Origin of the sequence: Rhizobium esperanzae, assembly GCF_002204185.1 — a bacterium.
GTDB lineage: Bacteria > Pseudomonadota > Alphaproteobacteria > Rhizobiales > Rhizobiaceae > Rhizobium > Rhizobium esperanzae.
In genome coordinates this window covers 1-25,797 of record NZ_MXPU01000018.1, presented here as the reverse complement: position 1 = coordinate 25,797, position 25,797 = coordinate 1, and the positions used below count along the sequence as shown (strand labels likewise).

Annotated in this window: 20 protein-coding genes and 2 pseudogenes; 7 read left to right on the top strand and 15 right to left on the bottom strand. The window is 60.1% G+C overall.

The annotated features are described in order from the left end of the window. Position 1 precedes the first annotated feature (1 nt). The 3 genes from B5E41_RS23470 to B5E41_RS23460 form a co-directional block, all read right to left on the bottom strand. Complete coding sequence (locus tag B5E41_RS23470; RefSeq protein ID WP_088396272.1) at positions 2-532, bottom strand: TadE/TadG family type IV pilus assembly protein; 531 nt, start codon at positions 530-532, stop codon at positions 2-4. Continuing rightward, complete coding sequence (locus B5E41_RS23465; RefSeq protein WP_088396271.1) at positions 529-1,893, bottom strand: TadE/TadG family type IV pilus assembly protein; 1,365 nt, start codon at positions 1,891-1,893, stop codon at positions 529-531. The genes B5E41_RS23470 and B5E41_RS23465 overlap by 4 nt, the downstream gene beginning before the upstream one ends. A gap of 184 nt (positions 1,894-2,077) precedes the next feature. Next, positions 2,078-2,239 carry an ABC transporter substrate-binding protein gene (locus B5E41_RS23460; RefSeq protein WP_088396354.1) on the bottom strand — a complete coding sequence of 54 codons (162 nt, stop codon included), beginning with the start codon at positions 2,237-2,239 and terminating at the stop codon, positions 2,078-2,080. Between the two features lie 481 nt (positions 2,240-2,720). Here B5E41_RS23460 and B5E41_RS23455 point away from each other — a divergent pair, with 481 nt between their 5' ends. Further along, positions 2,721-5,210 (top strand): sensor domain-containing protein, encoded by a 2,490-nt coding sequence (locus B5E41_RS23455; RefSeq protein WP_245303137.1) that lies wholly within the window; start codon positions 2,721-2,723, stop codon positions 5,208-5,210. A gap of 725 nt (positions 5,211-5,935) precedes the next feature. Here the strand turns inward: B5E41_RS23455 and B5E41_RS23450 are convergent. From B5E41_RS23450 to B5E41_RS23430, 5 genes and pseudogenes are all read right to left on the bottom strand, one after another. Beyond that, complete coding sequence (locus tag B5E41_RS23450; RefSeq protein ID WP_088396270.1) at positions 5,936-6,646, bottom strand: RNA polymerase sigma factor; 711 nt, start codon at positions 6,644-6,646, stop codon at positions 5,936-5,938. A 36-nt stretch (positions 6,647-6,682) separates the two neighbouring features. Beyond that, entirely contained in the window at positions 6,683-7,003 is a 321-nt protein-coding gene (locus tag B5E41_RS23445; protein WP_088396269.1) for a cupredoxin domain-containing protein, read from the bottom strand. A gap of 7 nt (positions 7,004-7,010) precedes the next feature. Next, complete coding sequence (locus B5E41_RS23440; RefSeq protein ID WP_088396268.1) at positions 7,011-7,532, bottom strand: DUF4142 domain-containing protein; 522 nt, start codon at positions 7,530-7,532, stop codon at positions 7,011-7,013. Between the two features lie 98 nt (positions 7,533-7,630). After that, positions 7,631-7,981, bottom strand: a complete 351-nt coding sequence (locus tag B5E41_RS23435; RefSeq protein WP_088396267.1) for a DUF488 domain-containing protein — start codon at positions 7,979-7,981, stop codon at positions 7,631-7,633. Between the two features lie 177 nt (positions 7,982-8,158). Further along, positions 8,159-9,186: pseudogene (locus B5E41_RS23430) on the bottom strand (aldo/keto reductase). Between the two features lie 244 nt (positions 9,187-9,430). Between B5E41_RS23430 and B5E41_RS23425 the strand changes: the two are divergent. The 3 genes from B5E41_RS23425 to B5E41_RS23415 all read left to right on the top strand — a co-directional run bounded on the left by B5E41_RS23425 (position 9,431) and on the right by B5E41_RS23415 (position 13,992). Further along, on the top strand, positions 9,431-11,344 hold the full coding sequence (locus tag B5E41_RS23425; protein ID WP_176439467.1) for a diguanylate cyclase: 1,914 nt from the start codon (positions 9,431-9,433) through the stop codon (positions 11,342-11,344). An 81-nt stretch (positions 11,345-11,425) separates the two neighbouring features. Further along, positions 11,426-13,720: an FdhF/YdeP family oxidoreductase gene (locus tag B5E41_RS23420; protein ID WP_088396265.1), complete on the top strand. Its 2,295-nt coding sequence runs from the start codon at positions 11,426-11,428 to the stop codon at positions 13,718-13,720. Continuing rightward, positions 13,717-13,992 (top strand): hypothetical protein, encoded by a 276-nt coding sequence (locus B5E41_RS23415; RefSeq protein ID WP_088396264.1) that lies wholly within the window; start codon positions 13,717-13,719, stop codon positions 13,990-13,992. The genes B5E41_RS23420 and B5E41_RS23415 overlap by 4 nt, the downstream gene beginning before the upstream one ends. Before the next feature lie 55 nt (positions 13,993-14,047). Here the strand turns inward: B5E41_RS23415 and B5E41_RS23410 are convergent, their stop codons facing one another. From B5E41_RS23410 to B5E41_RS23380, 7 genes and pseudogenes are all read right to left on the bottom strand, one after another. Further along, on the bottom strand, positions 14,048-15,046 hold the full coding sequence (locus B5E41_RS23410; RefSeq protein WP_088396263.1) for an AraC family transcriptional regulator: 999 nt from the start codon (positions 15,044-15,046) through the stop codon (positions 14,048-14,050). Between the two features lie 782 nt (positions 15,047-15,828). Beyond that, positions 15,829-17,741: pseudogene (locus B5E41_RS23405) on the bottom strand (oxidoreductase); the annotation flags it as partial. A 63-nt stretch (positions 17,742-17,804) separates the two neighbouring features. After that, the gene (locus B5E41_RS23400) at positions 17,805-18,884 is read right to left on the bottom strand and encodes a quaternary amine ABC transporter ATP-binding protein (RefSeq protein ID WP_088396262.1); all 1,080 of its coding nucleotides are present in this window, start codon (positions 18,882-18,884) and stop codon (positions 17,805-17,807) included. Further along, on the bottom strand, positions 18,877-19,764 hold the full coding sequence (locus tag B5E41_RS23395) for an ABC transporter permease (RefSeq protein WP_064812854.1): 888 nt from the start codon (positions 19,762-19,764) through the stop codon (positions 18,877-18,879). The genes B5E41_RS23400 and B5E41_RS23395 overlap by 8 nt, the downstream gene beginning before the upstream one ends. A 92-nt stretch (positions 19,765-19,856) precedes the next feature. After that, positions 19,857-20,858 carry an ABC transporter substrate-binding protein gene (locus B5E41_RS23390; protein WP_088396261.1) on the bottom strand — a complete coding sequence of 334 codons (1,002 nt, stop codon included), beginning with the start codon at positions 20,856-20,858 and terminating at the stop codon, positions 19,857-19,859. 68 nt (positions 20,859-20,926) lie between these two features. Further along, positions 20,927-21,721 (bottom strand): pyrroline-5-carboxylate reductase family protein, encoded by a 795-nt coding sequence (locus B5E41_RS23385; protein WP_088396260.1) that lies wholly within the window; start codon positions 21,719-21,721, stop codon positions 20,927-20,929. A gap of 10 nt (positions 21,722-21,731) precedes the next feature. Continuing rightward, complete coding sequence (locus B5E41_RS23380; protein WP_064812848.1) at positions 21,732-22,361, bottom strand: TetR/AcrR family transcriptional regulator; 630 nt, start codon at positions 22,359-22,361, stop codon at positions 21,732-21,734. Positions 22,362-22,508: 147 nt separating this feature from the next. Between B5E41_RS23380 and B5E41_RS23375 the strand changes: the two genes are divergently transcribed. From B5E41_RS23375 to B5E41_RS23365, 3 genes are all read left to right on the top strand, one after another. After that, complete coding sequence (locus B5E41_RS23375) at positions 22,509-24,545, top strand: NADH:flavin oxidoreductase (protein WP_088396259.1); 2,037 nt, start codon at positions 22,509-22,511, stop codon at positions 24,543-24,545. A gap of 60 nt (positions 24,546-24,605) precedes the next feature. Then, positions 24,606-25,211, top strand: a complete 606-nt coding sequence (locus B5E41_RS23370) for a dimethylsulfoniopropionate lyase (RefSeq protein WP_088396258.1) — start codon at positions 24,606-24,608, stop codon at positions 25,209-25,211. Positions 25,212-25,304: 93 nt separating this feature from the next. After that, a partial coding sequence (locus B5E41_RS23365; protein ID WP_088396257.1) for an electron transfer flavoprotein subunit beta/FixA family protein occupies positions 25,305-25,797 on the top strand: 493 nt, incomplete at its 3' end.

Genomic DNA, 25,797 nt, shown 5'->3' with positions numbered 1-25,797 from the left:
GTCAGAAGGGCTCATTACGAAACAGAGCGGAGGACCCAAGGAGATAGCGGCCGTCCGAAAGCTTGGCGCTCGACAGGCTGAAGAAATTGACGGAAGCTTCCCAAGGCAGAAACGCCTGCACCAGAATGTAATCGCTGCCCTTGCCGATATCAAAAGTCTCGGTGACGGCGAGATTGCCGCTGTTGTCGATCGGATCGGCGCCGGTGGCGGACGACAGGTCGGAAAGCACGTTGACTTTGACGACGAGACCGCTGGAGCAACTGAAGGACAGAAGCATGTCGTCGCAAATTTTGCTCTTGAAAGTGGCCAGTGTGATGTTCGATGACGCCACCTCGCCGGTGCGGATCATCCGGGAGATTTTATGAACGGAAGCGTCCAGCGAGGAGTTGACGAAGAACATCAATGACACTTCGATGATGCCGAAGATCATGATGAAGAGCGGCAGGGCCAGGATCGCAAATTCGATCGCAGCCACCCCCTTGCGATCGCCGAGCAGGCGGCGAAGCAGTGCAAAGCGGTTTCGTGCGGTCATTGGGTCAGCCGGACGGAAGAGAGATATTGAGTGAAGAGCGTCGACAGGCCTGCTGTGATTTCCGTCGACGACGATGCCGATATGAACAGGCTCTTCGACGATGCGCAGTCGGCAAGCGCGTAGGGAATATAATCGCGTCTCGTAATGCTGGTCGACACGCCGCTGTCCATGGTGCCGCCCCAGGTACTCTTCCAATTGGCGCTCGCCATGGTCGAGCCGACGGTTGCGTTATAGCCCCAGTCCGTGGTGATCGGCAGATATTCGGTATAAAGCACGGCCATCGTATTGGATTGATTTTTCAGATAGCCGCACCAATCGGGGTTGAGCGGCGCCACCTTGTTCCAATACGAGCCGGAGATCGCTTTCCCGCTCGACCATACTACTCCGTCGGTCACCCATTCGCGCTTCGACTGAACGCCGTCCGTCAGCAGGAGAACCAGCTTGAGCGGCGAGCCCGAGGAGGTTCCGTCTCCTCCGGCACCGACTTTCTGTTTGAGGGTCGCAAGGGAAACGTCGAAATAGGTGGCGGCCTTCGAGGTCGCGCTGGTGAGGCCGTAGCTGCTGTCCGCGAGGCGGGTGCGCGCCGTATCCGTGCTCAGCGTGGGGGCGAGAACCTCCGAAAGCGTATCTCCCAGGCTGTATAATCCGACTTTGATCCGTTCATGATTCTCGTCGGATTCGTCGATCATGTCGAGCACTTCACGGACGGCGTCGCCAGCTACGTCGGCGCGCAGCTTTATCTTCTTTGCCGTGCTGTACGCGTAGTTGTTGGCGTATTTCGTCTTTCCGACAGTGTGCGCATCACCCGTGTGGCAGGCGAACTGGCATCCGATACCGGAATACATGGTTGACTGGCCGGACGTCGTTGCCGCCAGCAGCATCGACGGCGATGTGTCGATGACGATATAGACATTGAGATAGGACGTGGCAGGGCCCTTGACGGCGCTTGCCACGCTGACGGGAACGGTCTCGATATTGGCGATCTTCATGAATGTCGTCGGAACGGTGCCGTTCGCCGTCGCCGTGATGTTGTGGTTCACGGTGTCGATGTCGATATCGCCAAGTGTGTAGCTATTGTCCACCTGTGCGTGGAACCAGTCGGCAACCTTCTCTTTGAGAGCGTCGGTATCCTCGGTGTTGTTGATCTGCTTGACCGCTGCGATCAGGGCCGCGTCAAGGTCGCTCTGCATCCTCTGCCGGACATTGTAGCTGCGGATATAGTCGAAGCTCGCACCGACTGCGACGAGCATCGGAACGAGGCTGAGGGCGACGACGATCGCGACGTTGCCGCCCCTGTCCCTTCCGAGACTGCGGAGGGCGCTCGTAATTCGAGCAAGTGAGTATGAAAAAGCCGACTGCAAAACACACCGTGATGCAAGAGAAAAAATAGCAAAAGCAAGATGTAGCTAGAAAACTTGAGGGTTTGTTAAATTCCCAATTTCCGATAGAAGATGCTCTGCCGACATACCGTTTGTTGCGCTTATTGGACATGGTTGCGAATTATGGATATTCGCTGCGCTGTCGCGTGTGCGGAGTGAGCCTCTCTCAGCGCTGCATCAGCAGATCGTGCAAGCGTCTTTGAACCTCTTGCGAAGACATGTTCCTGTTGTTGAAAAAGTCTCCCACCACGGCAATCCAGCCTTCCGACATCTGGGTCGGCATGGCTTGGGATTGAGCACTGACTTCACCCTTCGTGGCCTTGATCATCTCCAGTCCGAGCTTGCCGCAACTGTCGAGTCCGGACTTCTGATAGACATGTCGTTGAAGATGAGAGACACCTCCCATCGCGCACCGCCGAGCGCGGGCACGCGTCCTGCAGCCTTGTTCCTTTTGGCGGCCTCGACGATCTCGTCCCAGGACTGCGGCACCGAGCGGGCGGGATTTTGCCGACAAAGCTATCCACTTTGCGCTGGGATGATCCGTATCGCGCGCTGAAAATTGCAGCGCCGCCGCAGGCGGAGCGATCTCTTAATTTTCTGACCGCAGTGTTCCGGGTCGAGCGACGTGCTTGATGTAGCGGATCCGCGCCCCTCAAATGACTTGGGCGGCTTTCTTGGAAGAACACGCAGCCGGTGGATGAGATATCCGGTTGTTACTCATAGTGAGTAAACGCATGACGAAGTCCTCGTTCCAGTCGCCTCGGCAGCCCGTCAGTCTTATGCAAGATGGAGAGGGCCAGGGAAAAGGAATGCAAGATCAGTACGTTGCAATTGACCGGGAAGCGCTTCTCGAGGCTTTGCTGGGGCCATTCCCCCTTCCGCTTTTTTACAAGAACCCACTTGGCCACTATCTCGGCTGCAACAAGGCTTTCGAAGATTTTTGCGGCTACCGACGCGAAGAGATCATCGGGAAAACCGATTTCGATCTCAGTTCGAAACACCTGGCTGAACTCCATTTCTTCGATAATGACGCGCTCTGCGAAAGAGGTGGAGCTCAGCGTTCCGAACGAAAGATGCTGACCGCGAACGGTGCGGTGCGGAATGTCGTTTTCAACAAGGCGGTGTTGCCAGGGGAAAACGGCGCTCCGGCCGGCCTGATCGGCGCCGTTGTCGATATTACCGAGCACAAGCAGGCGGAGCAGGAACTCAAGAAGGCGCTTGAATTCGCGGAAGGTATCCTCATCGCCATCCCGGATGTTCTTTTCGAGATGGATGAGGACGGCCGCTATCTCCAGGTCTGGACAAGAAGCCCGGAACTGCTGGCTCAGCAGAAGGAGATGCTGCTCGGCAAGACGGTCAACGAGATTCTTGCGCCCGATCAGGCAGCCATCGCGATGGAGGCTCTTCGCACCGCTGGCCAGGAGGGCGTTGCCTACGGCCGATGCATCTGCATCGCCCTGCCGAACGGCGAAACGCGGTGGTTCGAGCTTTCCGTGGCGAGACGACCGAGCGCCGATCCGATCGCTGCCACCACGCTCCTGGCATTCTCGCGAGATATCACCGAGCGAAAACAGGCTGAAGACGCCATCAATTCCGTGCGGACGCAGTTGCTCAGCGTGCTTCAAACCATGCCCGACATGATCTGGGTCAAGGACATGGATGGGTTCTATCTCCTGTGCAACCACACCTTCGAGCGGCTGACCGGATTGGCGGAAGCCGAGGTTGTCGGGAAGACGGATTTCGACCTCTTCGATATCGAAAGGGCTCGGTTTTTTCGGGAGTCGGACAAGGCGGCGATCAGGGCCGGCGAGTGCATCCTCAGCGATGAGGAGTGGGTGGTTTCGCAGGAGAATGGCCAATCCATTCTTCTTGAAACACGCAAGGTGCCGGTCATGGATGCGGCGGGAGAGGTCGTCGGGGTTCTTGGCGTGGCGCGTGACGTGACCGAGCTGAATGCCTCGCGCCAAAAGATCCACCAGATGGCCTTCTACGACCCCTTGACCGCGCTGCCGAACCGGTCGCTGTTCAACGATCGGCTGCGGCAGATGATCACCTCGGCCGGATCGCGGGGCGAGCGCGCCGGCGTGATGCTGATCGACATCGACCATTTCAAGGTGGTCAACGACACGATGGGCCATCCTGTCGGCGACGAGCTGCTCTGCCAGGCGGCCGCACGCCTCAATGCGAGTGTGCGCGATTACGACACCGTCGCCCGTCTTGGCGGCGACGAGTTCGCAATCCTGCTGCCGGATCTCAGGCAAGGCGATGATCTCGGCCGCATCGCCAGCAGCATTCTCGAGAAGTTCAAGGACGGCTTCCTGCTGGATGGCAAGGAGGTCTTCATTTCCTGCAGTGTCGGCATTGCGCTCTATCCCGGTGACAGCGCCGACGCCAATGACCTGGTGAAATACGCGGATTCGGCGATGTATCTCGCCAAGCGCTCGGGACGAAACAATTTTCGCTTCTATTCCAAGGACCTGACGGCGAACGCCGAGGAACGCATGCGGCTGGAATCGGAATTGCGCCGAGCGATCGAGCGCGGAGAGCTGGAACTGCATTACCAGCCGAAGGTGCTTCTGGACAGCGGCGCGATGGTCGGATCCGAAGCCCTGCTGAGATGGCGCCACGCCGAGATGGGCATGATCCCGCCCGACCGCTTCATTCCGGTCGCGGAAGATACGGGACTGATCGTCGAGCTTGGGCGATGGGTGCTGCGCGAGGCCTGCCAGGCCGCGGTCGAATTGAATGCCGGCAGCCAGGCGCCGCACAAGGTGGCGATTAACCTGTCGGTCAAACAATTCCAATCCGCCGGACTGGTAAAGTCGATCGCCGAGATTCTCGGCGAGACCGGTTGCCGCGCCGAATGGATCGAAATCGAAATCACCGAAAGCCTTCTCCTCGATCAGAAGGACGAGACGCTGCAGACGCTCTCCGAACTTCGCAGCATGGGATTTTCGATCGCCATCGACGATTTCGGCACCGGCTATTCGGCGCTGAATTACCTCGCGCGCTTTCCGATCGACACGCTGAAGATCGACCGGTCCTTCATCAACAGCGCCGACAGGCGCAATGAGGAACTGGTGAAGGCGATCCTCTCGATCGCGCGCTGTCTCGGCCAGAATGTCGTGGCGGAAGGCGTCGAAACCGCCGAGCAGGCTGCCTTTCTCGCCGCAAACGGATGCGGCTCGGCGCAAGGGTTCCTTTACAGCAAGGCAGTGCCGAAAGCGGATATCATCGCCCTGCGGCGGCACTCTCCGGTGGGCGGCTCCAGTCCCAACGAGATGTGGCCTCGCGGGTGAGCGCCCGTCCATCGACTATTCATCGCGGCGGCGCCGGATCGAGTCATCCTCCTGATTCCGCAGGCCCGGCCCCGGTCGGCAAGCCGAGCCTGCAGTCGTCGGTTGCGCTATCCGATTGTCGCAGCTCTGTCCGGTTGGCACAGCAAAGCCGCAAAGTGAGGTGCGAGACGCGCGAAATTAAGGATTTGTTAAGGCCGATCCGGCGTTTACTGCCATACGAACAATACGCAACTCATTGAAATACATGGCGAACTGTTCCGGTTGACCGGCGATGAAGCAGCCCGCAGCCCTTGAGCCATCGGATACGGAGACATGAGCGTTTCCCGTCCTCCAGAATATGAAATAATGAAATGCAAATTGCCGAAATCATTCCCTTTCCAAATTCAGTTTCCAAACTCTCGATAGGCTCCAACGAGTCGCAGACCACAGGTGAGCCGTCCGGCGCTGCAGACATCGATCAGATGCTTCAGGCACATTCGGAAGGTGTTGGATGAACTCGATAGATTGAACGGCGAGCTAAGCAATCTGATCATCGAAGGTTGATAGCGGGCGGCGGAATTCACCGGTCCCGCCCTTGCCTCATGCACGGCAGAAACTCGCCGTCGGCGCGGGCAAGGTCGAGGCAGTCAGCGCCGCCGTCTGGAATGCCTGATGATTTCGAGAAGGCATACGGCCTGCCTGCCTCGCGGTGCAGCGTCGAAGCAAGCGCGTGCTGATGCCGGATGTCACGATGTCTGGCGAAGGGCTGCGACGACGCGATCGCCCATGGAGGCGCAACGAGCGCCGTCGAAGGGAAACAGCGCAGAGAATGCGCCGGAGAGCTGTTTCTCGATCGACTGGCGCATCAGCTTGCGCGCCCGATGCAGCCGGGTCTTGGCGGTTTCAGGCTTGATGCCGAGATAGGATGCGGCCTCCTCGGTGCTCATGCCCTCGACCTCGCGCAGCACGAAGATGGCTCGAAATTCGTCCGGAAGGTCGTCGACGGCCTGTTCGAGAAGATGCCGCGCCTGGCTTCGCGACAGCTCGCTTTCCGGATCGGTCGCGGAGAGCGAGGAGGGGAACTGGAGGACTTCGCCGCCCCGCGATGTCGTCTGCATGTCGATTTCCTCAAGCCCGGTGGTGTTCTTTCGTGCGCGCACGCGGCCCAGCGCCTCGTTAAGCGTTATCCGGGTCAGCCATGTCGAAAGCTCGGCCTCGCCCCGGAATGTCGCCAGATTGGTGAAGGCCTTGACATAGGCCGCCTGCACGACGTCTTCCGCTTCCCAATCGTTGCGGATGACGGCGCGCGCGGTGCGGAACAGGCGCTGATTGTGACGCTGGACAATGGCGCGGATGGCGGGCTCGTCACCCTGCTTTGCAAGGGACACGAGCTCGGCATCGGGGAGCGCTGATATATTCTGCCGGCGTTGCGCGACCGGAACCGCAATGGCTGTCATGCAAATCTCCGCATTGCTTTGGATCGGAGCCCGGCCTTACGGCCGGACGTCCAGTTTGCCCGTCATGGCGGGATGAAAGCGGCAATAGAAATCGACCGCTCCCGCCCGGCCGACCGTCATCCGCGCCTCCGATTTTGGCGGCAGATCGACGTCGAAGCTCTTGTCGCGAGCCGTCGCCGTATGCCGGAATATATCATCGTTTCGCCAGACGATCACATCGCCGACATGCAGCTCGGCAGGCGGTGCGCCGAATTTCATGCCTGCGATGGTGACCTGATATTCCGCCGCTGAGGCGACTCCGCTGCTTGCCCAGAGCAGCGCCAACAACAGCGGCGGCAATGTCATCAGCAATCGCATCACGACCCTACTTGATCATCGAAGCGAGATGCTCGGCATGCGTCTGGTGTTGCTTGAACAGGGTCAAGCCCGTTTCCAGCAGCGATTTCAGTTCCTTGTTCTGAGCCGAAGGGATCAGCACCTTGGCAAGGGCATCGTTGACTGACTTGTGATAAGCGACTTCGTTTTCGACGTAGGCCTTGTCGAAGGCTGCACCGTCGAGGGCATCAAGCGTCTTCAGTTCCTTGCTCGCCTGGGTCGAGAGCGACTGGCTGATCTTGTTGTCCTCAGGCGTCACCTTCAGCTTCTTAACGAGGGCGAGCGCCTGGTCGTTGACGGCCTTGTGGTCGCGCTCCATGGTTTTGGCGAATTCGATGACTTCTGCGTTTTTGCTCTTCTTCAACGCCTGCTCGGCGGCGGTGACGTCGATCTGCCCCGCCGTATAGGCGATGTGGGCGATCTGAGGGTCGGTCGGCTTGGCGTCGGCGGCGATCGAGACCGTGCCGATCAATGCCGCGATGAAGGTTGCGCCGAGAATTCGTTTGAACATGATCTGTCTCCTATGTCGGATGAATGCGAGCATTGGATGCAGATCGATCGAAAAGGTTCCCGGAAATTTTCGCAGAGGGAAATGGTTGTCGGGCCGCTTCAGTTGTCGCCGATGAAGCGCTGGAGCACGATCGCGTGGTTGTGGTGTGGATCTTTTGCCGCATAGAGAAGTGTGACGTCGTCCGATTCGCCGATTCGGCGTCCGAGCTCCTCCACAGCTGACGAGTTCTTTTTGAGCTCGTCGCAATAGCGGCGCTGGAACTCGCTCCATTTGGCGGGATCGTGGCCGAACCATCGGCGCAGCGCCGGGCTTGGCGCGATCTCCTTCAACCAGACATCGACGGCCGCCTCCTGCTTCTTCAACCCGCGCGGCCACAACCTGTCGACCAGAATACGCGTGCCGTCCCGGTCTTCTTTCGGCTCGTAGACTCGTTTGATGTGCAAGGCCATTTGCTCATCCGCTGTGAAGGTAATTCCGAACGACGCGCGGATGCAGGATTTGGTTCCACTCATGGCCTATGGTTGCCAATTAGTCACACTGCACTGCCTCTGAGCTGTCACAATTGATTTTTCGCGTGCAACTGCGTCAACCGCCGCCGTTTCCAAGTACGTTTAGGTCAGCGCGCCCTATGACTCACCGACAGGCGCATCACCTCGCATCAGGCCAAGCGATTTCAGGTCCTCCCACAGCTCGTGAGGGATATGTGTGTTCCGCGCGCGTTCGTTTGACGCCACTTGATCGATCGACTGGCCACCCGGGATGACGGAAACGACAGCCGGATGGAAGAGCGGAAAGTTGAGAGCCGCGTCTGAGAGGGCGACATTGTATTTCAGACAGACGTGCTCGATGCGCCCGACTTTATCGAGGATGTGTGACGGGGCGTCAGAGTAATTATACTGCGCGCCGGCAACCGGGCCTGTCGCGAGTATGCCGGAATTATAGGGCCCGCCGAGCACGATGCCGATATTGCGGGCGACGCACAGGGGGAGAAAGGATTCCAACGCCTCCTGCTCGAGCAAAGTATATCGTCCAGCAAGAAGAAACAGATCGAAGTCGCCACGCTCGGCAAGCGTCTGGCACATCTCCCACTCGTTTATCCCGCCACCAATGGCTTTCACCACTCCCTGGTCGCGTAGTGAGGTCATCGCCTGATACCCACCGCTCATGAATTGATCGACATAATGGTCGCAGGCCGCCGGGGTGCCGTGATTGAAGACATCCAGATCGTGCACGAATAGGATATCGAAGCTGTCGAGCCCGGTGCGCTCGAAAGAGGCTTCGAAAGATCGCATGATGCCATCGTAGCTATAGTCAAATACCTCTCGGCGATTGGGAGTATCGAAGAATTTGCCGATGCCGGTCCGCTGTTCGGGTCGGCAGACCTTGAGGAGCCGGCCGACTTTTGTCGACACGACGAAGTCTTTACGCTGTTTCGTTGCGAGGAAGCGGCCAACCCGCCTCTCTGCCAGCCAAGTCCATAGAGCGGCGCGGTGTCGAAGTAGCGGATGCCGTCTTGCCAGGCTGCATCCAATACCGCTGCCGCCTCCTCATCGGTTATCGCCTGATAAAGATTCCCGAGCGGCGCGGTGCCGAACCCCAATTCCGTAAAGGTAAGCCCGCCGTCTCCCCTGCGATCCCAATGTCGCGTCTTCATGTCAAGTACCCGCATCCCATTCGTTTACCGTTCGTGGCCGACACTGCATTCTAACCAATAACGCTTCTGGGTGGAAACGAAGCTAAAATGACAAACCTTGGTCTGCGATGGCCCGGGCAAGGGTACCAACCCAGCGAGCATCCGTAGAAGAGCGCGATATCCGGTGCATTAGCCGGTGAATGGCGCATCCAGCTGCCCGATTTAACGAAGCTCAAACCAGTTCGTCGTATAACAGGTTCGTGACATGGTTTGGGAAGGTGGATCCAACGCAGTGAATGGCATCTGGACGCAATTCGGCGGCAACCTTTCCTTCGTATCCCTGGCAATGTCGCTCTGGGCGCTCTTTTCGATTCAGTTTCAGCGCCGGTCCTTCATGCAGGAGAGGATCGCCTTCGGAATCATAGCCGGCGGCGCCTCCATCGGATCGATATTGCTGGCCGTTGAGTTTCATCCGGGCATCTATATCGATCTGCGATTTTCGCCGCTTGCATTGGCCGGCATGTTCGGTGGGCCGATCGCGGCGGCTGTTGCGGCATCGCTGGCGATGGCCTTTCGCTTTGCCGTCGGCGGCACGGCCATGCTCGACGGGATCGTCACGATGGCCGCTGCCGCAGGCATCGGCGTGGCCGGCCATTTCTGGACCCGCAAGAGATCTCCGGTGCTCATGGACGTTGCGTTGCTGAGCCTCGCCCTTGGCGGCGCGCTGGTCGCATCGATGGCTCTGCTTCCCACTCTGGTGACCGCTCATGTGCTGGCCGGCGTCGGTTTTCCCCTGACGGCTTTGAATTGTCTGGCCACCGTGCTGGGCGGCTTCGTGCTCTTGAAAACGCAGCAATGGGAGCTGGAACGCAGCATTTTGGTGACGGCATTTTCGCAGTCGCCCGACTATCTCTATGTGAAGGACCGAAACAGCCGGTTCATCACCGTCAATGAAAACATGACGCGCCTCTTCCGTTTCAGAACGACGGCGGAGATGACCGGATTGTCGGATTTCAATCTGATGTCGCAGCCGCTCGCTGAAGAATTGTATCATCTTGAGCAGCAGGTGATGGAGACAGGGACGCCGCTGATCGACTCCAACGAGCGGATCGAAGGCCGCTTCCTGCTTGCTTCCAAGGTGCCGCTCAGGGACAAGCAGGGACGGATCATCGGTCTTGCCGGCGTGACACGCGACGTGACCGAGCGCACGGCGCTGGAGCGGGAGCTGCGCGAAAGCAAGAACCTGCTGTCGCACGCGATGGCGAACATGTCCGATGGCATCGCCATGTACGACAGCAAAGGCTTTCTTGTCTTTTGCAACGAACAGTACCGCGACGCCTTTCCGCTCTCCGGAGATGCCCGCGTGGTCGGCGCGCATATCGGCGACATCCTGCGCCGCGTCGTCGAAACCGGCGAGCGGCCTGCTATCGCAGAGGGTGATCTGGAAGAGTGGATCAAGACCGCCAGCGCGACTCTGCACAGCAATAAGGATGAGGAGGTTCAGCTTCACAACGGTGATTGGCGCAGCATCCGCACAAGGATTGCCGGAGACGGCACGGCGATGGCCGTCGTCTCGGACATCACGGCGACGAAACAGGCGGAGATCGCGCTCAGGCTGTCGGCGGAGCAATTGAGGAATCTTGCCGAGACCGACGGGCTCACCGGCATTGTCAATCGCCGCGCTTTCGACGAGGCCTTCGCGCGTGAGACGGCGGGCAGCGCCACGAAGAATACGCCTTTCAGCCTTCTGATGGTCGATATCGACCGCTTCAAAGCCTATAACGATACCTATGGCCATCCCGCCGGCGACCAATGCCTGCGCGTCGTCAGCAAGTGTCTGCGCCAGTCCGTCAGTCGGCCGGCGGACATCGTTGCGCGCTACGGCGGAGAGGAATTCGCCGTGTTCCTTCCCGACACCAGCGCCAAGGGGGCGATGATCGTCGCCGAACAATTCGCGCGTCGCCTGGCCCAGGAGAATATCACTCATTCCGGCAGCGAATTCGCGCGGGTCACCGCCAGCATCGGCATATCCTGCGCCACAGGCGCGACCCTGCGGACCAGCCCGAACCGGCTGCTGGCCGAGGCCGACGCCGCGCTCTATGAGGCCAAGACGCAAGGCCGAAACCGTATTCTGGCGCATTCCCGCGAGAACGGGCATGCCCTTAGGGAAACCGGCTAGGTCCGCATCCGATAGGTTTCTTCTATCGAGCCATCGTTCGTACGCCCTTGATGTTTAGCGCCCTTTATCAATACAGGGCGCATGGACACAAAATTTATCGGCAAGAAATCGGCGGCAGCCGGCGGCTGGGGCGCTCTGAAAAGCTGCGGCAAACAATTGCTGCAAAGCGGCATGCCGGTCTCGGGGGCGCGGACGATGCTGAAGGCGAACCAGCCGGACGGCTTCGATTGCCCGGGCTGCGCCTGGGGCGATCCGGAACACGCATCGTCGTTCGAATTTTGTGAGAACGGCGTGAAGGCCGTCGCCTGGGAGGCCACGGAAAAGCGGGCGACACCCGCCTTCTTTGCGACGAATACGGTCTCTGAGCTTCGCCGGTTGTCGGATTACGAACTGGAACTCAATGGCCGCCTCACGCATCCGATGCGTTACGATACTGCGAGCGACCGTTACCTGCCGGTGGCGTGGGAGGATGCCTTTGCCGAGATCGGCAGCATTCTGAAGGGCCTCGATAATCCCAATCGGGCGGAGTTCTATACGTCCGGCCGCGCCAGCAACGAGGCTGGCTTCCTCTATCAGCTGTTCGTGCGCATCTACGGCACCAACAATTTTCCCGATTGTTCCAACATGTGTCACGAGGCAAGTGGAATCGCGCTGAACCAGGCGATCGGCGTCGGCAAGGGCACCGTGCTTCTGGAGGACTTCGAGGAGGCCGATGCGATCTTTGTGATCGGCCAGAATCCCGGCACCAATCATCCCCGAATGCTCGGCGACCTGCGCCGGGCGGCGATGCGCGGCGCGCGGATCGTCGTTTTCAATCCGATCCGCGAGCGCGGGCTGGAGCGTTTCTCCGATCCGCAGGACAAGATCGAGATGCTGCGCGGCGGCGCGACCGATATCGCCGGCCTCTATCTGCAACCGCAGCTCGGCGGCGACATGGCCGCTGTGCGGGGAATGGCAAAGGCGGTGCTGGCCGCGGAAGACGCTGCGGTTGCCGCCGGTCTGCCGCCGGTTCTCGATCATGCGTTTCTGGCCGACCATTGCGCCGGGTTTGCGCAATACCGGGCATTAGTCGAGGCGACGGCCTGGGCTGATATCGAAGACCAATCGGGACTGAGCCGACAGGAAATCGAACAGGCCGCCGATGTCTATATCAGGGCCGAACGGGTCATCTGCACCTGGGCAATGGGAGTGACCCAGCACCTGCATTCGGTGGCGACGATCCAGGAGATCGCCAACTTCATGTTCCTGCGTGGCAATATTGGCAAGCCTGGCGCCGGTCTTTGCCCGGTTCGCGGCCATTCCAACGTCCAGGGTGACCGGACCGTCGGCATCAATGAAAAGCCTTCGGACGATTTCCTCGACACGCTGGAAAAGCATTTCGGCTTCTCCGTGCCTCGTGACCATGGCCACAATGTTCTTGCCGCGATCGGGGCGATGCTCGACGGCTCGGCCGAGGCCTTCATCGGGCTTGGCGGCAATTTTGCCCGTGCGACGCCCGACAGCGCACTGGTCGAAAAAGCGCTTCGCCAGCTGAAGCTGACAGTGCACATCGCCACCAAACCCAATCATTCACATCTGATGCCCGGCGAGGCGTCCTTCATTCTGCCCTGCCTCGGGCGTACCGAGATGGATCTGAACGCTGCCGGCAATTCTCAACTCGTCAGTGTCGAAGATTCGATGAGCATGGTGCATGGATCAGCCGGCATCAACCGTCCGGCCTCGCCGCATCTCCTCTCGGAAGTCGCCATCATTGCCGGCATTGCGCAGGCAACGGTCGGCTCCTCCGTGGCCGACTGGGCAGAACTGACCGACGACTACGACCGCATCCGTGATCATATCGAGGCGACCATTCCCGGCTTTGAAAACTATAATGCCCGCCTGCGCAAGCCGCGCGGTTTCCATCTGCGCAATCCGGCCGCCCATCGGGAGTGGCAGACGCCGGCAGGCAGGGCATCATTCTCTTGCCAGCCGTTTCCTGCGGAAACCGTGCACCAGCGTGCGCGCAGGGGCGAGGGGCGTTTCGCTCTGCAGACGTTCCGGTCGCACGACCAATACAATACGACGGTCTATGGTCTCGATGACCGATATCGCGGTGTCTACGGAGAGCGGCAGGTCATCTTCATTCATCCGGCGGATCTGAGGGCGATGAATGCCGAGGCCGGTGACCGTGTCGACGTGATCGGCGAGTACGATGACGGCATCGAGCGTATCGCGCGGGATTTCCGCTTCGTGCCCTATGATATTCCGCAGGGCAGCATTGCCGGTTATTACCCGGAGCTGAACGTGCTCGTGCCGCTTGGCAGCGCCGGCGAGGAAAGCGATACGCCGACCTCGAAATCGATCATGGTTTCCTTGCGCAAGCGAGACGCCGCGTGAGTAATGAGGCTATCGGCGCAGACCGGTTTCTTGCCCTTGTCGCTGCGGCGCAGGATAGGGACATCGGATTGACCTCCATACAGGCTGGTCTGCTCGTCGCCGCCGAGCTCGGCATCGCCTCCGACAGCCGCTCCTTTGCGCGCATGCTGGGGATCGGGCATGCCCTTGTGTTGCGGGATCTCAGCGGGTTGGCGGAGCGTGGTGATATGCTTGAAATCGTCAAGCGGGATCCGAGGACGATGCGAGTGCACTACAAGTTGGCCGTGCTTTAAAGACAGAGGGCGCAAAGAGCGAAGCTGAAAGATCGCTGTGCGCTTCAGATGCAAGTTACCGGCGGCCCATGCGCTTTCTCGTATCGGAGGGGTATTCGCCATATGTCGCCTTGTAGACCGCGGAAAAGCGGCCGAAATGAAAAAATCCCCATTTGAGACAGATGGCCTTCATCGTCTCCCTGCACTCGGGATCCAGCAGATCCCGGCGCGCCGCGCGCAGACGAAGCGTCAGCAGGTAAGCGGCGGGGGACGTTCCCTTGAATGCGCGGAAACCGGTTTCGAGCGCTCTGCTGGAGACGCCGGCCGCTTCCGCCACCTTCGGCTTGGTGATCGGCTGATCGATATTGGCCTGCATGAACTCGATCGCCCTGCGCACATGCTTCGGAGCAATCAGAGCGGTTCCCTTTTCAAGGAAATGCGACAGCCGGTGCGGCACCATGCGCACGACGAGATCGGCGAGCGCCTGTGTCATGTGCGCCATGGCGATCGGCGACTGCAGCAGCGGGCCGTTGTCGCGCATCCCCGATATGATCGTTTCGGTGAGGTTGCCGATCGTCCGGCCGGCCGGCGTCGACAGATCCAGTTCGGGCAGAAGGTCGAGCGAGCCGCTGAACGGCATTTCGAACGTCTGGCCGATCGTCTGGAGGATGACGGGCCAGTTGATCAGCAATTCGTCGATGACGTTCCCCTGCCCGTGCATGAGAACGCTGTCGGGTTCGAAATTATTGTAGAGAAGCAGTTTGCCTTGCCCGGCCTCGGCCTTGCGCGCCCCATAGGTAACTCCCATGCCGCCACGACGCGGCACCACGAGCGACAGATACTCTGCCGTGTTGACCGTCGGCTCGACGTTGAATTGGAACTCCGCCTCATGATAGCCCGTCAGCAGGACGGCGCTCTCGGCCACGGAAAAATCCAATCCCCAATGAAAATCCTTGGCGCGGCCGACAGGCTCGGCATCAAACGCGCCGAAGGCACCGCCGAGAGTTTCCACCATGTTGTCGAAAGACGAACCGTGGAATCGGAAGGAGAATGGCTGAGCGCTGTTTTCCGTCATGCTGTCCCCGTTATTTCATCTGGCGTCGCGCACGGTGTGACACCTCGGCCACCTCAACATCAGAATGAAGTACGTCCCTCTTTTTGTTCCCACGTCACCGAGCGTCATCTTTCTCCTCACGCTTGCCAGGGCATGACGAACAAGGCTTGGCCATATATTAGCGGATAACAAGCCGGAGCGCAGTAAGCGGCAGCCAGACGGGTAAGTTTCAACGTGATCCGGGCGTCGGTATTGCTGGCCGGGGCAAGCCGATCCAGGCAGAGCTCGCGCGTGGGGTGCGTCGGAAACGCAAGCCTTTTAAATGATTTATCGATAATTCTCATCCGTCGGATCTTCCTGGCCAGGTGGCAGGAACTGACAGAACCGGCTGCACTTGGCAAGGCCTTGGAACTGCTGCCTTGATGGTGATCCGGTGATGAAACGATTAGCCAGCGTGCGCATAGGGCATATTCAAGGCGCCATCCAAAAGTCGCCTGCCGAAGGTTCTGAAGTGGACCGCTCGAGATAGCCTTCGGCAGGCTGACAGGCAGTTGGCATACGCACGGGATGGAGTGCGTATGGATATAATCCCCGTCCATCATATGGGGTGATCGATGGAGCGGTGGCTTGCAGACCATGGACCATCATGGTCCCGGTCGGCCTGAGTTTAGTGTTCCCCGGCGATGGAGCAATTGGCGCGTGCCGATATTCTGTGGCAATCGGCTTTTCGTGACGCAGTCTGGACTGGACCTGCGCAATATGTATAGGTTGACGCTTCCCGCACCACCTTTTCGGCGCCGGCATCAGACCTCCAGTCCGACTCGCCGCCCCTCGTAGAAGGCATAGGGGGCTTGGCGCGGCGCGGCGCAGTCGCCGATCTCGACGACGTCGATACCCTGCGAGCGCAATTCCTCGCCCAGCGCGCTGGCCGCCGCATTGGTGGTGGAGAGCACCAAGCTGTCGCCTTCCTCGAAAAAGCGTTCACCTGTACTGTGATCCAGCAGCGTGACCCCACTGCCGTGCCATTCCAGCACCCTGACCTCCAGAAGCCATTTGACGCCCAGCCTCTTCAGGGTCCGGCGCAGCGGTACGTCGGCGGTCGTGCGCTGAAGCTCCTTGCCGATGAAGGGATCGGGTGAAAGCATCGTCACCAGGTGCCCATCCTCAGCCAGCTTCCAGGCGGTGCCGCAGCCGCGCCATCCGCCTCCTTCGTCCAGCAAGAAAACCCGTTTGCCGGGCCTTGCCTGCCGGGCCATGACCGCCTCGACCGTAAAGACATTTCCCTTTTCGATGCCTGGTAGAGTCTCCACAGCCGGCAGAGCCTTCTGGAAGCCGGTTTCGGGGGAATAGGAACCGGTGGCGAGGATGATGGCATCCGCGCCGAAGGCTTCGACATCCGATGCCTCGACATAGGAGTTAAGCCTGATATCGACTCCGAGCTTTGTCAGCTGCCGTTCGTACCAGCCGATGAGGTCGAGGACCTGTGCCCGGCGGGGCTGCATTCCGGCAAGCAGGAAATTGCCGCCAAGGCGGCTCGACGCTTCCGCCAGAATGACTTTGTGACCTCGCTCGGCAGCGGTGCGGGCGGCTTCCAGGCCGGCCGGCCCGGCACCACCACCAGCACCGTCTTCGGCTCGGCCGCCGCCGTGAAGCGGTCGCCGCCCCATTGGTATTCGCGCCCGGCCGAAGGGTTGATCAGACAGCTTATCCAATAATCGCGCGAACGCCGGCCCCAGCACATCTGGTTGCACGAAATGCAGCCGCGAACATCCTCCGGGCGGTCCTCTCCGGCTTTTCGGGCGAGGTGAGGATCGGCGATCTGGCCACGCACGATCGAGACGAGGTCGGCCGCACCTTCTCCAAGAACAGTTTCGCCGTTTTCCGGGGTTCTGATGTGGCTTTCGACGATGACGAGCGCATGCTTGACGGATCGTTTGATCGTCGCGGCGAGATCTGCGCCGAGCTTCTCCTGGTAGAGGAACGTCGGCATCAGCTTCTCGAAGTCGAGATAGCCGCCAGAACCGCAGGTCACATAGTCGACAAGGCCAAGATCGTCATGCAATGCGACGATTTCGGCAAGTTCGTCCCGCCCGAGTGCGACGCTTTGGTCGGCGGCATCGCTGATTGCCAGCCCGATGATGAAGTCCTGACCGCATACCAAGCGGATACGGCTCATGATTTCTCGGGAAAAGCGGGTCCGATTTTCCAGCGAACCGCCCCATCGATCCTCGCGCCGGTTCGACCAGGGGGTCCAGAATTGTTCGATGAGCCCGAGATAGGCCGCCCAGACTTCCACGCCGTCGAAGCCGGCCTCGCGACAGCGGCGCGCGGCATGTACGAAACCGTCGATGGTTTCTGAGACCTCGGCCTCGCTCATCGAATGCGAGCCATCGCTGTCGTGATAGCTCGCCATGCCGGAGGGAGACCAATGCGGGTGGTACGAATTGTCGGAATCGCCATGTGCGCCGACATGGTAGAGCTGCTGGATCGCGATCGCACCATTTTGCTTGATTGCGGCCGTCACCTTTTTGAAATGAGGAACGACGCTATCGTCGCCGGGACGAAAGTTTCCGCGTGTGAGTACGGCGGCGGGATGAACCGGCATCGGCTCGACCACGATCATCCCGGCGCCGCCGATGGCGCGCTCGGCATAATAGGCGACGTGCTGGTCACCCGGCACGCAGTCCCTAGCCATGTTTGCCGTATGCGCCCCGAAGAATGGCGCGGTAACACCTTCAGTCGGTGTCGCCGGCCAAGCCGCGAGAGGCCGCGCGGAGCTTCAGAGCGCGACCGAAAGAGGGCTATCGTGCCGGGTGGCCACCTCCTGCGAGTTCACCATCGCGCCGGCGAGCTGGCGGAAGGTGACGAGCCCCAAGGTTTCCCCCGAAGGCGACACCACCCTGGCATTGTCGTCCGGCGTCGAGGCCAGCATCCGGACGGCCTCTTCGACCGTCGTGCCGGCTGCGATCGTAGGCCCGTTTGCCGCCGCGGCGGAATGGAGGGGCGTCATGACGGCTTCGACGTGGACGACCCGGCCGCGATTGACCTCCTTGACGAAGTTGGCGATGTAGTCGTCCGCAGGGCGCAGCACGATATCCTGGCTGGTGCCCTGCTGGATGACCTCGCCGTCGCGCAGGATCGCGATCTGATCGCCCAGCCGCAAAGCCTCGTCGAGATCGTGGGTGATGAAGACGATGGTCTTCTTGATCTCCTTCTGAATGTCGAGAAGGACCGTCTGCATATCGGTGCGGATCAAAGGGTCGAGGGCCGAATAGGCCTCGTCCATCAGAAGCACCGGTGCGTCGTTGGAGAGCGCCCGCGCCAGACCGACGCGCTGCTGCATGCCGCCGGAAAGCTGATTGGGGTATTTCTGCTCGAAGCCCTTCAGCCCGACGCGCTCGATCCAGCGCATGGCGACGTCGACGGCCTTCGCGCGCTCCATACCCTGCACTTCGAGACCGAACATGGTGTTGTCGAGAACGTTGCGGTGCGGCAGAAGCGCGAACTTCTGGAAGACCATAGCCGTCTGCTGCCGGCGGAACGTCCGCAATTCTGTTTCGTTCATCTTTACGACATCGACGCCGTCGACGAGCACCTCGCCGGCAGTTGGGTCGATCAGCCGGTTGATATGGCGGATCAGCGTCGACTTGCCCGATCCCGAAAGGCCCATGACGACCTGGATGCAGCCGGAGGGCATCTCGAGATTGATATCCCGGAGGCCGAGCACGTGGCCGTACTTCTGATTGAGCTCGGTCTTCGTCAGGCCCTTCTGCACCGCATCGACATGGGCGGCGGGGTTGGGCCCAAAGATCTTGTAGAGGTTGCGGATCTTGATACCGCCGAAATGATTCTCAGCCATGGACAGTCTCCCGATGCTTCTGGAGCCTTTTGCCATATGCCTGGCTGACCCGGTCAAAGATGATGGCGATGCCGACAATGGCAAGGCCGTTGAAAATGCCCAGCGTGAAGTACTGGTTGGCGATTGCTTTCAGCACCGGCTGGCCGAGGCCCTGGACGCCGATCATGGAAGCGATGACTACCATGGCGAGCGCCATCATGATCGTCTGGTTGATGCCGGCCATGATGGTGGGAAGCGCCAGTGGCAGCTGCACCTTGAAAAGCTTCTGCGCTCTGGAGGTGCCGAAGGCATCTGCGGCCTCGAGCACGTCCTTGTCGACGAGCCGGATGCCGAGATCGGTGAGCCGGATCATCGGCGGAATGGCGTAGATGACGACGGCGATCAGACCGGGCACCTTGCCGATGCCGAGCAGCATGACGACCGGGATAAGATAAACGAAGCTCGGCATCGTCTGCATGACGTCGAGGATCGGATTGACGATGCGCTGCAGCCGGTCGGAGCGGGCCATCAGGATCCCGATCGGAATGCCGATAGCGATGGAAAGCACCGTGCAGACGAAGATCATCGAGACCGTCCGCATCGTGTCGTCCCACATGTCGAAATAGCCGATCAGCATCAGGGTCACCAGACAGCCGGCAACGATCTTCAAGCTGCGGCTGGCAAACCAGGCAATGACCAGGATGATCAGGGTAATGATCGGCCACGGCGTTTGCGTCATGAATCGCTCGGCAGCGATGAGGAAGTGCTGCAGCGGGACGAACAGGCTTTCGATGCCGTCGCCATAGCTGCGGGTAAATCCGCGAAAGCCGTCATCGATCGCTTTCTTCAGGTTGCGAAGCGCGTCGTCGTTCATGTGCGGGAATTTATAAAACCATTCCATCTCGGTTCCCCTTTCGTCAAACAGCCGTGGCAGTCTTTTGATTTTGTCGGCGCGTGAGAAGCGGTGCGCTTTTGGCGCACCGCAATTTTGGCTTAGAGAGCAGCTTCGATCTTCTTGGCTGCCTCAGGCGAGACCCACTTGGTCCAAATGTCCTTGTTTTCTTCCAGGAAGTGCTTGGCGCCGTCTTCGCCGGTCGCCTGATTGTCCGTCATCCAGGCCATCAGCTTGTTGACGGTGTCGTTGCTCCAGGAGCGCTTCTTCAGATAGTCCATGACCTCAGGTCCAACCTTTTCGGAGAAAGGCTTGGCAACGAGAGTCACGACGTGATCGACTGGCCATGCCGCCGGCTTCGGATCGGGGCAGTCGGCGACGGTGATGCAGCGCTTCCATTCGGCAGCATCTTCCGGCACGCCGGCTTCGAGCTTGACCATCTGATACTTGCCGAGTAGCGCGGTCGGCGCCCAGTAGTAACCGACCCAGCCTTCCTTGCGTTCGTAGGCCTTGGCGATCGAACCGTCGAGGCCGGCAGCAGAGCCGGTGTCGACGAGGGTGAAGCCCGCCTTCTCGGCTCCGAACGCCTTATATAGCTGCGAGGTGACGACCGTGCCGCCCCAGCCCTGCGGGCCGTTGACGATGGCGCCCTTCTTCGCGTCCTCTGGATCAGGGAAGAGTTCCGGATGCTTCAGCACGTCGCCGATGGTCTTGATGTCGGGATGAGCATCGGCGAGATATTTCGGTATCCACCAGCCCTGTACGCCGCCATCCGGCAGCGGCGAGCCGACCTGGACGATGCGGCCTTCTTCCGTGCCCTTCTTGACGACATCCGGCAGCAGATCGATCCAGGCTTCCGGGGCGATATCAGGCTGACCCTTTTCGGCCATGGAGGTGATCGTCGGGACGGTGTCGCCAACGGTGATGTCGGCGCTGCAGCCGTAACCTTCGTTCAGGATGAACTTGTCCAGGTTGGAGAGAACTTCGGCGCTCTGCCAGTTCATGCTGGCGATGGTGACGCTGCCGCATTCGGCGGCGCTGGCGAAGGACGCGCCGCCGAGCAGGCCGAACGTCAAACATGTCGATGCAAGTAGTTTCTTCATTCTCGTTCCCTCTATTTAGCGGCTGATCTAGCTAGACGGGGTGCCGCAGTACCCGCCCTCAACGGTCGTCAGGAAACAGCTCCCATACTCACCGATTTCTTGAATGCTGCCGATAGTCCTTCTGTCACCGCAGCGTCGAACCCGGCGGCGCGCATGCCTTCGATGGCTGCCGCCGTGGTGCCGCGATAGTCGAGAAAGGCCCCAACGGTATCGTCAGGAGATTCGCCGCGACGTTCCAGCAGGTGGCCGGCGCCGATCAGCACCGTATTGACGGCGCGGCGTGCAGTCTCGGCCGAAAGGCCATGGGCGACGGCGTCGCTCATCATGGCGGCAGCGAGCAGCGCCGGAAATGCCGGACCGGATCCGGAAAGGCCCGTGAGGTAGTCGATGTCGCTTTCGCTCGCGACTTCGTCCTGTGATCCGCAAGCCTCGAAAATGGCGCCGACAATGGCCCGGTCGTCTGCCGTGACACCGCCAGCGCCGATCCAGGGGGTATAGGATCTCCCCACTTCGGCAGCGGCATTCGGCAGAGCGCGGACAACGCGGCCTGTCTTGTGGCGCTCCGAGAGGACGCCCAGGCGAATGCCGGCCATGACCGAAATCACGAGCTTGTCGGAAGCATCGAGCGCGAGCGGATACCAGTCATCGGGGCGGATGGAGAGAAGGATCACATCCGAGCGGTCGGCAAGTTCCTGGCTGTCGGTGGTCCAGAAGGAATCCGGGAAACGGTCGGGCTGCCGGCTGCGATAGGAGAGGCAGAGATTTCGAGGGTCGATCAGGCCGGATTCGAGGATCGAGCCGGCAATGGCCCCGCCGAGCCAGCCGCCACCACCAATTATACCGATCCTCAAGGAAACGCTCATCTCGGCTTCCTCAGCCGGGCCTATAGCTATGCCGCGCGAAGAAGCGATCGAGCTCCCTCTGCTGCGGCACTTCGCCCGTGTAGATCGCAATATATTCCGGAATCCGTTTCATGCGGATGGCGAGTTCCTCCTTCGACTGCATGGAGATATAGCCGATCTGAACGAGATAAGTTGTCCGCGCTCTGACATCTGATGTCGTTTCTGGTACCCCGAACCGCATAAACATTCGTTTAAGCGCCTCCAGCCGGATCTGATCGGCCTTGTGGACCTCGGCCAGAAGCTCGTCCGACTGCAGGGCCCAACTGCGCACGGCAAATTCGAACTTGGCGTCGAAGAGATCGGTGTTCAGCCAGCAATCGAAAACGTTGAGCATCGCTTCGGCCAGCGACTCCGCATAGGCTTCGGACTGCTTGACGATATTGCCGGTGTTTTTATCGCGCCAACGCGCCACCAGCGCGCTCAACAGTTCCTCTCGATCCTTGAAAAACCAGTAAAAACTCGTTCGCGAGAGATTGAGCTTCTTTGCGAGCGGCAGAATTTTCACCGATTCCACGCCAGATTCCAACAGTGACTGGTAGGCTGCTTCCAGCCAACCCTCCTGCGATCCGCGCCAGCCGGTGTCGTTCAAAGCCTGGTCCATGCATCATCTCCTATCAACTTCCGCAGCTTGGCACAAGAAAAAATGTACATTAGTGTCGTCAACAATGACTTTCATGTTTTCAATGTTGACACATATGTACATTGCCCTTAGCGTTTGCTTCGATATTTTAATCCGGAACCACGGCCCATGTCGAACGATCCTCTTCTTCAGCCTTACCAGCTCAAGCATCTGATGCTGCGTAACCGTATCATCGTAACCTCGCACGAGCCGGCCTATCCCGAGGACGGCATGCCGAAGGAGAGGTATCGGGCCTATACGGTGGAGCGGGCAAAAGGCGGGGTGGCCTTGACGATGACGGCAGGCTCAGCCGCGGTTTCCAGGGATAGTCCGCCTGTTTTCAACAACCTGCTGGCCTATAAGGACGAGATCGTACCCTGGATCAGGGAAATGACGGACGCCGTCCACGAAGAGGGGGCGGCGATCATGATCCAGCTCACCCATCTCGGCCGGCGCACGCGCTGGGACAAGGGCGACTGGCTGCCGGTCGTGGCGCCGTCGCACCATCGCGAGGCTTCGCACCGCGCCTTCCCGAAGAAGATGGAAGACTGGGATATCGAGCGCATCATCAAGGATTTCGCCGACGCGGCCGAGCGCATGAAGGCGGGCGGCATGGACGGTGTCGAGCTCGAGGCCTACGGCCACCTGATCGACCAGTTCGTGTCTCCGCTCACCAATGAGCTCGATGGCCCCTATGGCGGTTCGCTCGACAATCGTCTGCGCTTCTGTTTCGACGTGTTCAAGGCGATCCGGAAAAGGGTGGGCGACGAGTTCATTCTCGGCCTGCGCTATACGGCCGACGAGTGTCTTCCCGGCGGCACGGGCAAGGCCGAAGGCATCGAATTCTCCAAGCGCCTGAAGGAGAGCGGCCTCATCGATTACCTGAATGTGATCCGTGGCCATATCGATACCGACGCCGGTCTGACAGACGTGATCCCGATCCAGGGCATGGCGAATTCCCCGCATCTCGATTTCGCCGGCGAAATCCGCGCCGCGACCGATTTTCCGACCTTCCATGCGGCGAAGATCCCTGACGTCGCCACGGCGCGCCACGCGATCGCCGCCGGCAAGGTCGACATGGTCGGCATGACCCGCGCCCACATGACCGACCCGCACATCGTGCGCAAGATTATCGAGAAGCGGGAAGAGGATATCCGCCCCTGCGTCGGCGCCAATTACTGTCTTGACCGCATCTATCAGGGCGGCGCCGCCTATTGCATCCACAATGCCGCCACCGGTCGCGAACTGACCATGCCGCATATCCTTGATAAGGCCGATGTGAAGAAGAAGGTCGTTATCGTCGGCGCCGGTCCGGCCGGTCTTGAGGCGGCGCGGGTGGCCGGGGAACGCGGCCACAAGGTCGTCGTTTTCGAAGCGGCGAACAATCCCGGCGGCCAGATCCGCCTCACCGCCCAGAGCGAACGCCGCAGGGAGATGATCAGCATCATCGACTGGCGCATGAGCCAGTGCGAGAAATACGACGTGACCTTCCACTTCAACACCTGGGCGGAAGCCGACACGATCGAAGCCGAAAATCCCGATGTCGTCATTATCGCGACCGGCGGCCTGCCGCATACCGAAGTTCTCTCGAGAGGCAATGAGTTGGTGGTCTCCTCATGGGACATCATCTCCGGTGACGTGAAGCCTGGCACCAACGTCCTGATTTTCGACGATGCCGGCGACCATGCCGGCCTTCAGGCGGCGGAATTTCTCGCCAAGGCGGGCGCCAAGGTCGAGATCATGACGCCCGACCGGTCCTTCGCGCCGGAGGTCATGGCGATGAACCTCGTGCCCTATATGCGCTCCCTTCAGAAGCATGACGTGACCTTCACCGTCACCTATCGCCTGGAGGCGGTCGAGAAGAGCGGCAATCAACTCGTCGCTCATGTCGGCAGCGATTACGGCGGGATTGCCAGGCAGAGCAGCTACGACCAGATCATCGTCAATCACGGGACCATTGCGCTCGATGAGCTCTATTTCGAGCTGAAGCCCAATTCGAGCAACCTCGGCGAGATATCGCACGACCAGCTTCTGGCCGGTGAACCGCAGTCGGTCGTTCGCAATCCCGAGGGCAAATTCCAGCTGTTCCGGATCGGCGACGCTGTCGCTGCGCGCAACACGCATGCCGCCGTCTATGACGGCCTGCGTCTCGCGAAAGATATATGATTGCAGGAGAGGCCACTGGCTGGCCGGGCTAAAATCGTCCAGTTCTAGGGAGGGGATGGCATGAGTTTACGCGGGGAGAGCCTGCAGCTTTTCTTGGACGCTGCGTCTCAGGCTTTCCAGACATTTGCGACAGCCCCGCAGGCCCGGCGCTCGCTCCGACAGTTTCTCGCAAGGCTGGAGCAGCCGGGGACCGCACGGGCGGGGGACGGGAGCCGGTTGCCGGTCTGCGCTCACCTTGATGTGGCGCTCGCGATTGATACCTCCTATGATCCTTCGCTGGGGCGATTGGTCGAGGCGTTCAAAGGCATCGAGCCAATGCTTGAATGGCGTCGGCGCACCAAGTATGACCACTCGGCGAGCGACAATTTTGCCGATGGGCATGCCAATGCGATGATCATCGGCCCCGGCGGACTGGAGGAGCGGAGCGACCTGTGGCTCGGTGTGACGTTGATGGCGCCGCATGTGCGCTATCCCGATCATGATCATGCGCCGGAGGAGATCTATCTCGTGCTTTCCGAGGGGGAGTTCAAGCAGGGGGAGGGGAACTGGTTTTCGCCTGGCATCGGCGGATCGTTCTATAATATCCCGGGTATCAAACACGCCATGAGGTCGGTCGACACACCGCTCTTTGCCTTCTGGGCATTGCTTTCTGATCGGCCGCACTAGCGCAAGGCACAGGTCTCGCGGTGTCCTTAGCTTGTCTGGCAAGACGCCGGCGCTGTAAGGGCCCAACATTCGGAATAACAAAGGGGATTGCAAATGAAGATTCTCGTGCCCGTCAAGCGGGTTGTCGACTACAACGTGAAGATCCGGGTGAAGCCGGATGGTTCGGGTGTCGAGCTTGCCAATGTGAAGATGTCGATGAACCCGTTCGACGAGATCTCGGTGGAAGAGGCGCTGCGGCTGAAGGAGGCCGGCAAGGCGGAAGAAGTGGTGGTGGTGTCGATCGGTCCTGCCAAGGCCGAGGAGACGCTGCGGACGGCGCTCGCCATGGGCGCCGACCGGGCGATCCTGGTCGAGACCGACGAGCAAGTCGAGCCGCTCGCCGTCGCCAAGATCCTCAAGGGTGTGGCCGATGCCGAACAGCCGGGGCTTGTCATCGTCGGCAAGCAGGCGATCGACGACGACAGCAATCAGACCGGCCAGATGCTGGCGGCACTGCTCGGTTCGGCCCAGGCGACCTTCGCCTCGAAGATCGAGATCGGGGATGGCAAGGCGCAGGTCACTCGCGAGGTCGATGGCGGCCTGCAGA